This window comes from Occallatibacter sp. (genome assembly GCF_049802275.1).
GTDB lineage: Bacteria > Acidobacteriota > Terriglobia > Terriglobales > Acidobacteriaceae > Telmatobacter.
This window is the reverse complement of record NZ_JBARMD010000551.1, coordinates 1-13,586: the sequence shown is the minus strand read 5'-3', so window position 1 is coordinate 13,586 and position 13,586 is coordinate 1. Positions and strand designations below refer to the sequence as shown.

Below are 13,586 nucleotides of genomic sequence, written 5' to 3'. Positions count from 1 at the left end.
GCCCAGCACGATGCCGGCAGCCAGCGGCTCGCCGATCCAGCCGATTGCCAGCGAACAAAGCGTGACGCCGAGCTGGACGGCGGGCAGGAAATACTCCAGTTCGTGTTGAAGGCGCCGGACTGCACGCGCGCCCGGGACCCTGGCGGCGAGAAGCTGCTCAATGCGCGTGTCGCGCGTGCTCACCATCGCGAACTCGGCGGCCACAAAGAAGGCGTTGGCCAGAATCAGCATGGCGACGGCGACAACCTGGAGAAGCGGCAGACCGTGCATCTCGGTTGTGAGGATAGCATTCGGCGCACCGATGCCCAGTTTTGCGCTCACAAACGGGGACGAGTCGAGTCACAGCCATGTCTGGAACTAACCACGGTCAGGATGCGTATAAGGTTGCAGCGGTCAACAGCCCTGAAATGGGCTCTGATTGCGCTGTGACCCGCTTTTGGACCGAGAATTGCTTCGCGTACCTCGGGTTTTTGAGTTCTGTTAGCCAAATAGGCTGATTTTTCATCCGGTTTTCATAGTCGGGGGAGCGAGAGCTCTTGTTAGTGCTGGGGGTGCTCCATGGCTGCGCGTAAAAGCAAAAAGATCTGGATCTGGATTGGTTCGGTTGCACTGTTGGTGATTGTGGTCATCGGGGTGGGGGCGGCCCGGCTAGTACGGACAACCAACATCGACCCGAACCGGATTGCCAAGGTGCAGCGCGGCGATGTTGCGCGGTCGGTGGTGGCAACAGGCAAAATTCAGCCCATCACCAAGGTCGAAGTAAAGAGCAAGGCGTCGGGCATCGTTGAGAAGCTTTACGTGGACATCAATAACAAGGTTCACAAGGGACAGCCGCTGGCGCAGCTCGATCAGCAGGAGATCCTGGCGCAGGTTGAAGCGCAGCGCGCACAACTCGAAGCCGCCCAGGCAAACGTTGCCACCTACGAAGCCAACATCGAGCAGGACAAGGTGAATGCAGCGGCGCCGGATCTGCCGATGTACAAGGCCACGCTCGATCGCAATCAACAGCTGTCGAAAGAAGGCATCGTAAGCCGGCAGGCCCTGGACGATGCGAACAAGGATTACCTTGCCGCGCTGACACGGCGCGATTCATCAAAAGCGCAGATTGGCGTGGACAACGCAAAACTGAAGCAGGCTAAGGCGCAAGTGGCGCAGAGCCAGGCCAGCCTTAAGCAGCTTGAAGAGCAGCTAAGCTACACCACGATCGTGGCGCCAATGGATGGCGAGATTCTGTCGCGCGATGTTGAAATGGGCGATGCGGTGAGTTCGATCCTGGTGCTCGGTTCCACGGCTACCCTGGTCATGACGGAAGGCGATGTGAACCAGGTATACGTGCAGGGCAAAGTGGACGAGGCCGATATCGCACACGTCTACATGGGCCAGCCAGCGCGCATCAAGGTGGAGAGTTTCCGCGATCGCGTCTTCAACGGCAAGGTTACCAAGATTGCTCCGCTCGGCGTAGAGAAGGACAACGTAACCACGTTTGAAGTGCGCGTAAGCATCGATAACGCCGGCGGCGAATTGAAAGCCAACATGACAGCCAATGCCGAGATCATGCTCGACGAACACAAGAACGTGCTGATGGTCCCGGAAAATGCCGTGAGCTACGACGCGCAGAAGAATGCCTTCGTGCAGATTCCCGACAAGAATCAAAAGGATGGCACGCGGAAGATGGCCGTCGCTGTCGGTCTGTCGAACGGCTCGCAGACAGAGATTGTGAAGGGCCTCAAAGAAGGCGACCAAGTGGTGCTACAGCAATAAGAACGGTTGTCTGTTCATCGTTGCAGTTCTGAGTTCACAACGACAGATTCTTCGTTAACCGATGCGGGCTTTGAAACGTCATCCCTGTAGCAGGCGGGCAAATGGAGAAACCATTGCGAAAAATCAGTCTCATTCGACTCGCCCTTTCGCCTTCCACCGATTGTTCGGGGACGCACAAGAGTGTCCGTAAATGGACAGATGGAATCGGAGCCGCGAAAGCGGCGGTAGGACCTGAATTGAAGAATCAAATGAAGTTGCAGTTGCATGCGCCTTTGGCAATGCGCATGCTCATTCCCCAGGCATGGAATCGAGTTCCCTCCCCCACCCACTGATTTGAACGATGAACGCAACAAGGTCAGAGGAAACAATACGGGAGCAGATGAGCTGAAGCAGAATCCCGGACTCTGACCGCTGAATTTGAAGTGAATCGAGGAACATGATGAAGCGATTTGCACTAGCAGCAGCAATTCTGGCCCTCGCAGCGGTTCCGGCGTTGGCAAATGAAGCGACATTCGAGCGCAACCTGACGGTGAACGGCCATGTGGAGCTCTCGGTGTCGACCGGCTCAGGGCACATTCACATCACCAAGGGTTCCGGCGACCGAGTGCACATTGTCGGCAAGGTGAAGTCGAACTGGGGCGGCAACGACCAGAAGGTGCAGGAAATTGCGAACAATCCGCCAATCGAACAGACCGGCAACATCATTCGCATCGGCCAGCGCCACGAAAACTATCACAACATCAGCATCGAATACGAAATCGAAGCTCCGGCAAATTCCTTTCTCGAAGCCAACTCGGGATCAGGCGACATCAAGGATGATGGCGTTGGCGAGAACGCAAAGCTGGGAACAGGATCGGGCAGCATCAATGCAACGGGTCTGCAGAACGGCTTCGTTGTCAACACCGGATCGGGCAACATCTACGCCGAGCAGACTGGCCAGGGAGATGTGAAGGCACAAACCGGATCGGGCAACGTGGAATTGAAAGGTGTGCGCGGAAGCCTGCACGCAGGCACAGGCTCGGGCGACATCAAGGTCACGGGCACGCCGACTTCAGACTGGAAGCTGGAGACTGGATCCGGCAGTGTTGAGTTCTGGGCAGGCAGTGCCGGATACACGCTCGATGCTTCAACAGGTTCAGGCTCCGTGCATACCGATCAGGAAATGGCCGTGCAGGGATCGTTCGACAAGCACCACATTGTTGGCAAAGTGCATGGCGGCGGACCCACCGTTCGCATCGAGACTGGGTCGGGCGACATTCGAGTGCATTGATTCTCCGCGGGTGCGCGGCCTGGTCTAGGTGGGCTGGGCCGCACTGGAAACGCACCTGACAAGTTCGTTCCTCAGGCGAGGCCTCGTGAGTTGCGTCATCGGACCGCGATAACAAAGCTCAACCTCCTGGGAGGCCTCGCCTGTCTTTTTCCCTCCCCCTTCCCGTTCCGTATTTACAGAGAAGATCCCTCTTGAATTAGTCCACCGGCTGAGAACATTTTCTCGGCGTGCGGTGTCTAAGTAGATGAAGGGCACCGACGATGATCTCCGACGAATCCGACATGACAGCAGACGCACAACTGGCGCGAAATCTGCAGAAGATGTGGCCGCACCGAACCCACGAGTCAGGCATATGGCGAACATTGCTGTGCTGGCTTGGCATGCATCTGTGGTTGGAGCCGAACTACACTGCTCTCGCTCCCAAGAGAGCCGTCCGATTCTGCCTGTGGTGCGAGCGCGTGGAGATCGACGGAAGACAATACTGCTGAGATGAGATAACGCAGTAACCACAGAAAGGCCAATTCGGCCCCATTACACTGGAAACATGATTCGGGTTATTCGTCCTGTGCCTGTGGAACGGCTCAAGCTGCTGGTATTTGATCTCGACGGCACGCTGATCGATTCGGCGCAGGATCTTTGCAACAGTGTGAATGCCACGCTAAAGAACTTCGGCCGGCCGCATCTTTCCGACGAAGTCATTGCCACCTACATCGGAAATGGCGCGCTCATGCTGGTGCGACGCGCGTTTGCCACTGATGACGGTAACGAGCCCGGCGAAGAGTTTCTGGCCGAGGCCTACAAATTCTTCCTCGACTACTATCGCGAGCACAAGCTCGACTACACCTACGCCTACGACGGCGTGCTTGAGGCCCTTGATGCGCTTCACAAAGTGCACGATCAACTCAACGTGCCCGCGCGTGCCATGGCCGTGCTGACCAACAAGCCAGTGCGCCCCGCACAGGCTATCTGCGAGGCGCTCGGACTGGCGCAGTATTTTCAGCACATCTACGGCGGCAATAGTTTCGCGACCAAAAAACCCGACCCCGAGGGTCTGCTGGCACTGATGAAGAGCGCCGGCGCAACGCCGGAGCAAACCGTCATGATCGGCGACAGCCAGGTGGATGTTCTGACGGCGCGCAACGCCGGAGCGTGGTGCATCGGCTGCACATTCGGTCTGGCGCCTGGCAGTCTGGAAGCGATTCCGCCAGATGTGCTGGTGGATTCACCCGCGGACTGGACAGCCGCCTTGAGTCCTGCGAAAATTGATATATAGCGGTGCCCTCAAATTGGACTGCAAGTGCGCGTGGATCATGGAGTTAGAGCGCAGTCCAAGATCATCTCGCAGCCAGAAACGCGGGAGATAAGTTGTGTCGCTCAGACATTCGGCGGCCACGAGTGTCTTCCTCAGGAAGAAGACTTGGGCGCCTGATGCACGTGCAGTGACGGGGTGATTCTCTTGGCCTCGATGTTGGGTATTGCTGGAGATTTGCATGTTGCGCTTTTTTGCTTTGGTTGCTTTACTGCTGTCGCCTGCCTTAGTTCTCGCGCGGAGTTCCTCGACTTCCGCAGCAAAACCCGCACCCGCAGCGACGGTGCAAGGAGTGGTGGCCGACCCTACGGGCGCGATTGTGCCCAATGCCGAGGTTGACCTCGTCGATGCCGATGGATCGATCGCGGTAACAACGAAGTCGGATGGCGTCGGAAACTTTCTGATGGCTGCACCGCACGAGGGCAGCTTCACGCTGGTGATTTCAGAGCCAGGATTCGAAACGGTACATCTGCCAGTAACTGTGCATCCCAATGTGGTTTCAGCCACGGCTTCCGCGTCGCACGTAATGGCAGCGCCGTTGCACATTACATTGCCGATTGCCTCAGTAGCAACCAACGTTCGCGTAAACGGCGACACAGACGAGGATCTCACTGCGTCCGAAGATAATCGTGACTCCTCGGTTATGACCTCGTCCGATTTGAAAGCGTTACCAATTTTTGACAACGACTACGTGACGGCAATGAGTTCATTTCTCGACGACAGTGCCTCGGCAACCGGCGGCTCCGGCCTGATGGTGGATGGCGTGGAGGCGAATCGCTCTACCGTGTCCGCATCGGCGGTTCAAGAAGTGCGCATCAATCAGGATCCATATTCGGCACAGTACTACTGGCCGGGGCGTGGGCAGATGGAGATCATCACCAAGTCTGCCGCGGACAAGTATCACGGGCAATTCAACTTTCTTTTTCGCGACTCGGCTTTGAATGCGCAGAATGCATTGGCACCTTCAAAGCCCTTCGAGCAACGGCGAGTATATGAGGGCAGCATGACCGGGCCGATCTTCTTCGCGAAAAAGAGCAGCTTCCTCGCCAGCTTCAATCGTGCAGAAGAGGATCTCAACTCGGTAGTGTATGCGACAGTAGTCCCGACACCGGACAACCCAAGCGGCATATACCAGGCGAACGTGCCTTCGCCGACGCGCGATACGGAATTCAGCGTTCGTGCGGCCCACCAGTTCGGCGAGAAATATTCGGCATATGCGCAATACAGCTACGAAGAGTGGACCGGGCAGAATCAGGGTGTGGGCGGGCAGGCGCTTGCCAGCGCTGGCTACAACAGTGAGTACCACGAAGACGATGTGGTGGCGCATGTGGATTCGACCCTGTCGGCGGTGATGCTGAATCAATTTTCAGTCGTCGGCGAGCACGACTCTAATCGTCACACGAACATATACGAGGTCCCGAAGGTTTCAGTCGGCGGCTATTTTGTGGGCGGCTCGGCGCAGGGCGACTACCTGAGCACCGAATATAACTTCCGCATCACCGACATGGTGACGTGGACGCACGGTCGGCACACCATCAAGTACGGCGCCAACGTTCCGCACATGAGCCGTCGCGCATTTGACGATAATACGAATGCACTCGGCACTTACTCCTTTGGGCCGACTCTTAATGCAGACGGAAGCGTGGCGCAAACGGCGCTCGAGAACTTCGCGAACAGTCTGCCCTCGGGATTCTCGCAGAATACCGGCGATGTCCACTTCATCTACCACCAGCAGGAGATGGGTGCATTTATTCAGGACCAGTTCAAGGTGAATGCGCGTTTCGCGGTTACGCCGGGATTGCGCTACGACTGGCAGAACTTTCTGGCCGACAAGCGGCTTGGATTTGCGCCGCGTGTGTCGTTTGCCTGGGTGCTGGACCAGGACTCGAAGACCGTCGTGCGCGGCGGCGGGGGCATCTACTACGACCGCTTTGGCTCAGGTCCGTTGCTGGATCTGGCGCGGTATGAAAAACCCCGGCGACAGGCGATCCAGTTCTCGCTAAACCCGGCAGACCTGCCCGCGACAGGCTGCGTACCAATAACCGCTTGCATTACCATCACCGCGCAGCCGGCGAACCTGGCCCGGCTCGCACCCAACGCCGCAATTCCCTACCAGATGCAGTATGGCCTCTCGATTGAGCGCCAACTTGGAGAGAAGGCGACGGGCATCATCAGCGCCTACCAGACACGCGGCATCCACGAGTTTCGCTCGGTGGATATCAATGCGCCAACGCCGGAGTCGGGATACACTGCGCGGCCTGATTCCAGCTACGGGCTGATCCGGCAGATGCAGCCTTACGCCTTTTTTGAGGGCAGCGGATTTGATGTTTCGTATCGCGGGCGCCTCAACAAATACTTCACGGGCTTCGGGCGGTACACCTGGTCGCACTACGAATCGAACACGGGTGGGATCGGTTGGTATCCGCAAAACCAGTACGCGCCGAATGACGAGTGGTCGAATGCTAGCTTCGACCGTCGCAACCGGGTGGGCATGTATGCGATGTTCAACCCCAAGAGTATCTACAATCTTGCGGCCGGCGTGTTTGCAAACACCGGCCGCCCCTGGACGATCACAACCGGCACCGACCTATACGGCGATTCTCTGTTCAACACGCGCCCGGATGGCGTGGCACGCAACAGTGAGACCGCTCCATCGTACGTTGACATGGACCTGCGCTGGGGACATGATTTTGCCATTACCGCGAACAAGGACGAGGATGCGCCGCGCGTGGGTCTCTCTGCCGGCGCGTTCAATCTGCTGAACCACCAGAACCCCTCCAGCATCAATACGGTGGAGTCCTCGCCGACCTTCGCCGATGTGACGGCTGTCGGACCGCCGCGGCGCATTCAATTAGGGATGCGGGTGGAATTCTAGCCCACGCCATTTGCGGCGGATTACGGAACTTTTCAGGGCGGCCGCGCGTAGAATTTCGGAGTGAGGGTCATCATGACTCAACGCTTGCTCTCTGCCCTGCTGCTGTCCTCTGCACTTTTGCTTGCGTCAACTCCAGCGCGCGCCGACAAGGATGCCGTGCAATTCGCCAGCAACATCGTGGTGCCGGAGGGGCAATCAGTCCATGACGCTGTGTGCTTCTTCTGCAGCGTGAATGCCAAAGGCGACATCGATCACGATGTTGTGGTGTTCTTCGGCAATGTCCATATTGCGCACGCGTCAAGACACGATGTCGTGGTGTTCTTTGGAACCGTGCGCGCGGAAGACGACGCCGCTATCGGTCATGATGTAGTAAATTTCTTCGGGTCAGTCCATCTGGGAGAGAACGTCACCGTAGGCAATGACCTGGTGGTGATGTTCGGCGGGTTGCACGCTGCCGATACAGCCAACATCCAGGGCAGCCGCGTTGCACAGCCACCATGGGTCTTCTGGACTCCACTATTGATTCTCGTCCTCATCATTGTTCTTGTTGTGCGCGAGATTCGAGCGGGACAGCGGCGTCGATATCTGGCCGCGTATGGTTATCCTCCCATGCCTCCGCAGCCACCGGTGCCCCCTTCACCGCCCGCTCGATAGCACTTCAGATAGACTCCTTTTGATGACCACAAGTCGTTTTGCGGAAGTGCGCCCCCTGCGCATCGTCATTCCGGGTGGAAGCGGGCAGGTCGGACGTGTGCTGGCGCGATATTTCCAGCGGCGCGGCGACCACGTCATCGTTCTCACCCGCGGACCGCATACGGCAGAGTGGCAAACCGTGCATTGGGATGCGCAGACTCCGGGCCTTTGGATGGACTATCTCGAAGGAGCAGATGTCTGCATCAACCTGACAGGCCGCAACGTCAATTGCCGTTATACTCCGGACAATCGCGTTGAAATTTACAACTCACGGATTGTCTCGACGCGTCTTCTGGGTGCAGTGATCGCATCGCTGGCAAACCCGCCGCGCGTCTGGCTGAACGCGTCGACAGCCACAATCTATCGACATGCGCTCGACCACGCAATGGATGAGAAGACCGGCGAACTTGGTGGAGGGGAGCCGGGCGCACCGGATACGTGGAACTTTTCCAATCGCGTAGCGAAGGACTGGGAGACCGCGTTTTTCAACGCGGACACACCCAACACGAGAAAAGTGGCGATGCGATCGGCGATCACCTTGAGCCCCGTGCAGGGGAATGCCTTCGCAGTGCTTTCAAACCTTGTGCGCGTGGGGCTGGGCGGGAAGCAAGGCAACGGCCGGCAATGGGTTTCATGGATTCACGAGGACGATTTTGTCCGCGCCGTTGAATTTCTAATCACCCACGAGAATATGGAGGGTCCAATCAACATCGCGTCCCCCTACCCTGAGCAGAATCGCGAGTTCATGGCAACGCTGCGTGAGGCGTGGAACATGCCGAACGGAATTCCCGCGCCAAAACCGCTGCTGGAGCTGGCCGCGTTCTTCATGCGGACGGAAACCGAGCTGGTGTTGAAGAGCCGGCGTGTAATTCCAACCCGGCTTCTGGAGGCGGGATTCAAGTTCGAAATTCCATACTGGCCACACGCGGCAGAAGATCTGGTGGAGAGGTGGCGCAGATCCAGAGCATAGAGAATCGGGATTAGAGTGTAATCCCTATCCCCTGTTCCCTTCCCTGCACTTGTGTCACTTGGGCGTGATGTCTGTGACCGGTAAATCCCAATGGGCGGCGAGGATCTCAAACCGGCGCTGCTCTTCCTTTTTATAGGTATCCTGGTCGGGCCAAAGCTGTTTGATGAACGCTTCTTCGTCAGGATTCGCAGTTGTTGCAACCGTGGAATTCTTGTAGATGATGGTGACACGGTAATCCCAGCGCCCATCTTCGGTGGTGTGGTACGCGGGCGCCTCCATCTTGATCGAGAGCATACGGCCGGTTGATTGAATCTTCTTCAGAAGCGGGTAGTGGTTCTTCAGGAAAAGGTCGTGGAATTCCTGCTGATGTCCCCATTGCACCTTGTAGTAGTACTCGACGGTGTAGGGCTGGTCGGTCCCTCCTTGCGGTGGGGCGCCTTGCGCCAGAGCCGGCAGTGCAATCGAAGACACAATGAGAAGAGAGAGAAGTACGAGGAAGACCCTGCGCATGGAAGCCTCCTGGAGTAAATGGCTGTTGGTTGCCAGCCATTGTATCGCGAAGGCTTCCGTGCGCACTTGCTCGGGAATTTGTATGAGTGCGTCGTCGCGAACCCGGGCCCGACTGCAAATCGCGGCGAATTAAAGTACAGACTGCAATAGAAGTGCATTTACGCGGAATATATATATATGTTTAGTTAAACTCCTGCGAGATGTTCGAGCGCCACTCGGCTGGGAATCTCAAGAATCGAACCATGAAAGGCCACGAGGCGGCGGCTCTTGAACGTTGAGAGCGTGCGCGTGACCGTTTCGCGCGAAGCTCCAATGAATTCACCGATCTCTTCGTGCGTGAGTGAAAAGCGGAACCGCATTCCGGATTCGGTCTTCTGGCCGTTTTCACTCCACTCGAGAAGCAGGCGAGCCAGTTTCTCGGGCGCGGAACCAGAGAGCGCAACGGTGCGGAGTTGCTCGCAGGCAACTTTGTACTGCATGGTGAGCTCCTGCGTGACCACCTGGTAGACCTCAGGATGACGGCTCATGAAAGCCATGAACTGATCGCGTTCGATCACGGCGATCCGAGACGGGTACAGAACCTCGGCCGTCATCTCGCTGGGCAGACCGGACAGCACGGATGAAAGGCCCAGAACTTCGCCGGCCTTGGCGATGCTCAGGATGAGACGTTTGCCCTCGCTTGAATTAATGGAGAGCTTGACCTCACCGGAAACAACGATAAAGATACCGGTTGGTGCGGATTTCTCAGAGAAGAGTTGGACACCTGGCTGATACAACGTGGGGAACTCCATAGATTCGAGATCGCGCAGAGCTGCTGGCGTGAGTCTTTTGAAGAATTCGCCGGACCGCTGTGCCTCGGTTCTGGAAGTGGTCATTGTTTCGCGCATCGTCGCCATGGTCATTCTCCCTCTTCTGCGTTCACAGCCTTGTTTGAAGTAACTTCTTCCGCGAGAAATTGAGCCCACGGAGTGTTGGTTATAAACGTAGCCCGCGTCTGAGCGTAGATAGTACGCAGCACCTGCTTGCCGGCCACATCCGCATATGTCACGTTGTGCAGATCGATGATGAGTTTCTTTGAAGCCAGTCGCGGAGCCGTTTCCAACCAGACACGATCGAGTTCACTTGCCCACGGACCCGCCACTCGCCCTTCCAGCCTCATCTCGATTGCTTCCGTCGTATCTTGAAATGTGATTCGCAACGTATTCAGGCCCTCATCGGCCTTGCCCTCTCTAAGGCAACCGGCGTGCCAAACTCGAGTGACGAGTGGCATAGTTCTGCTTGTTGATGATTTTGAAGGAGATATTCTTCAGAGGAAAACGGATCCCACGTCAGTGACGGTCTCCAGCTGGCGAAGTGACGATGACGAAATATCGTCACGAGACGAGATGTCGTCGCCAGCGCTCATCGTCACAGACAGAGCTATTTTCGGAAGCCCACAGAATTCCCTCGCGCAACCTTACATATAGTCGCTGCGTTCGATGGCGAGTTTCTTCAGCTTTGAATTAAGCGTGGTGCGCTTGAGGCCCAGTCGCTCGGCGGCACCGTCAACGCCGCCAATCTGTCCCTTGGTTTCGCGGAGCACGCGCAGGATGTGATCGCGCTCGGCGGCATGGAGGGTGGGTTCGCTCTTGTCCAACTCCTCGTGCAGTTCGGCAACCTTGGTCTCGAGTTCAGCGAGCGGAACATATAGGACAGAGCCGCGGGTTAGGATGACGGCGCGCTCCAGGAAGTTCTCAAGCTCGCGAATGTTGCCGGGCCAGGGCCAACGGCAGAGAGCCTGCATCGTGTCTTCGGGGATGGTCTCGATGTTCCTGCCCATCCGGCGGCTGTGCGCAGTGACGAAATGACGAACAAGCACGGGAATGTCGCTGACACGGTCACGGAGTGGCGGGGCAAAAATAGGAAAGACTTTGAGTCTATAAAAAAGGTCGCTGCGAAACTGCTTTTCGGCAACCATCTGGGAGAGGTCGCGATTGGTGGCAGCAATGAGTCGCACGTTGACGGAGATGGGTCGGGTTCCTCCCAGCCGTTCGATCTCTCTTTCCTGGAGCGCGCGCAGCAACTTGGGCTGAAGGTCAAGAGGGAGTTCGCCAACTTCGTCGAGAAAGAGGGTGCCTTCGTGGGCTAATTCCAGGCGGCCCATCTTACGCGCAATCGCGCCGGTGAAGGCACCTTTCTCGTGCCCGAACAGTTCGCTCTCAATCAGGCCGGCGGGGATGGCCGCACAGTTGACCTTGACGAAGGTGCGATCACTGCGACCGCTGAGGCGATGAATGGCGCGCGCCAGTAATTCCTTGCCGGTACCGGTCTCGCCCTGGATGAGTACGGTTGCGTCGGTGGGTGCGACGGTCTCAATCTGCTTCAATACCTGGCGCAGACCGCCGCTTTCGCCGACGATGTCCTCAAATCGATTCTCCAGGTTGATTTCATCTTCCAGATACTGCTTTTCCTGGCGAAAGCGGTCGCGGAGTTCTGCGATGTGGCGAAAGACCATCGCGTTCCCGACAGCCATGGCCACCGGGTCGGCGATTTGGACGAGCATGTCGGTTTCGCGTTGGGTAAATGCACCTTCGATCCGGCTGGCTACAGCGAGGACACCGATCACCTGGCCGCGATGAATAAGGGGGATCCAGCAACCGGACTGCATGCCAAGGCTGGTGAGATGATGAGTCCCCTCCTCGTTGAAACCACCATCCTGAATCCGCCCGAGGCAAACCGGTTCCCGGGTCCGGATGGCCTGTCCTGCAGGAGAACCATAGAGGGGCAGCCGAATGTCTGAGCTTACAGGTTGTTTGTCACTGACATCCAGAAATTGCACCATGACCGAATCGGAGCCTTCTTCAACCAGCCCAAGGGTGGCGCAATCCAGCGGCACCACCTCCTGCAGGCTCGCCGAAATCGCCAACAGGAGCTTGCGGACGTCCATATTCGCCAGCAACGCCTGGCTGAGCTGAAGCATGACTGCCTCTTCAGCACGCTTGCGATCGGTGAAGTCGCGTGTGACCTTGGCAAAACCGGTGACTTCTCCGCTCGTGTCACGAATTGCGGTTAGGACTATGTTCGCCCAAAAACGCGAGCCGTCTTTGCGTACTCGCCAGCCTTCGTTCTCAACTCGTCCCCGCTCGGCCGCTCGCTTCAGCAACTCTGCGGGACGGCCGCTGTCAATGTCTTCCTGGGTGAAGAAGCGCGAAAAATGCTTACCAATAATCTCATCGGCTTTGTATTGTTTTGTGCGCTCCGCGCCGGGATTCCAGGTTGTGACGTGGCCTTCTTTGTCGAGAAGATAAATGGCGTAATCGCGCACCCCGTCGAGCAGTGAGCGCAGTTGCAGGTCTTTGTACCGGGCAAGTTCCTGGGCCTCATGCTGCTCCGTCACATCGCGAGCGATGCTGAGCACGGCTGTGCCTGCCGGCGTCTCCAGCGGTTTCAGCATGATGTCGACTGGAAACTCCGTGCCGTCTCTGCGCAGACCGAAGAGATTCATGGCCGCACCCATTTGGCGGGCACGGGGATGGGCATGGTAGTTTTCACGATGCGCAGGATGGCGCATACGGAAGCGCTTCGGAACGAGATTGTCGATGGGCTGGCCGATCAACTCGGCCTGGGTGTGACCAAATAATTCTGCTGAACGCGGGTTCGCGACACGAATGATGCCTTCGGCATCCGTGATAAAAATGGCGTCAGGAGAAATCTCGAACAGGTTCTCCAGCGCGAAATGAGCGAACTCGGCCCGTTTGACCTCAGCCGCAGCCGCTGCGTCCTGATCCGGGGAATCAGAGGGGCGCATCAGGGCTCCAACTTGACTATCCTTCGAAAGATACGCGCTCAGGGCTGCGGAAGCAAACTGATTGACGCGGCTCTATCAATTACGACTCGGAGCGAAGGCAACGCGGCCGATCTGTTGGGACGCTGGAGATGCCCCCTCAATGAATCAGCCGGTCTTTCGCCGTTTGCGAGCTGCCTTCTCGGCATGTTCCGAAAGTGCCCGATGCGAAGTTGTGTTCTTGGGCTCATGCCGCATTGTCTTCAGGCGCGAGCGGCCGCGTGCCGTCGAGCCTTCCGGGCTGGTCTTCGGCTCGGTGCGCCCCTTCTTGGCGTCCTGCTCTGCCTTGTGGCGGCTTTCTTCGCTTACTTTGCCCCGCGCCGGCGGTTTGAGTGGGATACCCGCGCGGCGTGCCTTGCTGAGGCCAATGGCAAT

Annotated in this window: 11 protein-coding genes and 1 pseudogene; 6 read left to right on the top strand and 6 right to left on the bottom strand. The window is 57.5% G+C overall.

All coding sequences use genetic code 11. The annotated features are described in order from the left end of the window. The coding region (locus tag WA354_RS19060) for a CNNM domain-containing protein (RefSeq protein WP_472814602.1) at window positions 1-321 on the bottom strand (321 nt) is incomplete at its 3' end. Window positions 322-558: 237 nt separating this feature from the next. On the opposite strand from WA354_RS19060, the gene WA354_RS19055 reads away from it, so the two are divergent. The 6 genes from WA354_RS19055 to WA354_RS19030 all read left to right on the top strand — a co-directional run bounded on the left by WA354_RS19055 (window position 559) and on the right by WA354_RS19030 (window position 8,878). After that, the gene (locus WA354_RS19055; RefSeq protein ID WP_472814601.1) at window positions 559-1,761 is read left to right on the top strand and encodes an efflux RND transporter periplasmic adaptor subunit; all 1,203 of its coding nucleotides are present in this window, start codon (window positions 559-561) and stop codon (window positions 1,759-1,761) included. Between the two features lie 436 nt (window positions 1,762-2,197). Beyond that, entirely contained in the window at window positions 2,198-3,031 is an 834-nt protein-coding gene (locus WA354_RS19050; RefSeq protein ID WP_472814600.1) for a DUF4097 family beta strand repeat-containing protein, read from the top strand. A gap of 544 nt (window positions 3,032-3,575) precedes the next feature. After that, complete coding sequence (locus WA354_RS19045) at window positions 3,576-4,304, top strand: HAD-IA family hydrolase (RefSeq protein WP_472814599.1); 729 nt, start codon at window positions 3,576-3,578, stop codon at window positions 4,302-4,304. Window positions 4,305-4,521: 217 nt separating this feature from the next. After that, a complete protein-coding gene (locus tag WA354_RS19040) occupies window positions 4,522-7,215 on the top strand; it encodes a TonB-dependent receptor (protein WP_472814598.1) in 2,694 nt (897 codons plus the stop codon). A gap of 72 nt (window positions 7,216-7,287) precedes the next feature. Further along, a complete protein-coding gene (locus tag WA354_RS19035) occupies window positions 7,288-7,869 on the top strand; it encodes a hypothetical protein (protein ID WP_472814597.1) in 582 nt (193 codons plus the stop codon). 22 nt (window positions 7,870-7,891) lie between these two features. After that, window positions 7,892-8,878: a TIGR01777 family oxidoreductase gene (locus tag WA354_RS19030; RefSeq protein ID WP_472814596.1), complete on the top strand. Its 987-nt coding sequence runs from the start codon at window positions 7,892-7,894 to the stop codon at window positions 8,876-8,878. 54 nt (window positions 8,879-8,932) lie between these two features. Here WA354_RS19030 and WA354_RS19025 read toward each other — a convergent pair whose 3' ends face one another. The 5 genes and pseudogenes from WA354_RS19025 to WA354_RS19005 all read right to left on the bottom strand — a co-directional run. After that, window positions 8,933-9,388, bottom strand: a complete 456-nt coding sequence (locus WA354_RS19025) for a hypothetical protein (protein ID WP_472814595.1) — start codon at window positions 9,386-9,388, stop codon at window positions 8,933-8,935. A 185-nt stretch (window positions 9,389-9,573) separates the two neighbouring features. Further along, on the bottom strand, window positions 9,574-10,284 hold the full coding sequence (locus WA354_RS19020; protein WP_472814594.1) for a Crp/Fnr family transcriptional regulator: 711 nt from the start codon (window positions 10,282-10,284) through the stop codon (window positions 9,574-9,576). 2 nt (window positions 10,285-10,286) lie between these two features. Next, window positions 10,287-10,658 (bottom strand): hypothetical protein, encoded by a 372-nt coding sequence (locus tag WA354_RS19015; protein ID WP_472814593.1) that lies wholly within the window; start codon window positions 10,656-10,658, stop codon window positions 10,287-10,289. A 186-nt stretch (window positions 10,659-10,844) separates the two neighbouring features. Further along, a complete protein-coding gene (locus WA354_RS19010) occupies window positions 10,845-13,175 on the bottom strand; it encodes a sigma 54-interacting transcriptional regulator (protein ID WP_472814592.1) in 2,331 nt (776 codons plus the stop codon). 144 nt (window positions 13,176-13,319) lie between these two features. After that, window positions 13,320-13,586, bottom strand: a pseudogene (locus WA354_RS19005) (DNA-binding protein); the annotation flags it as partial.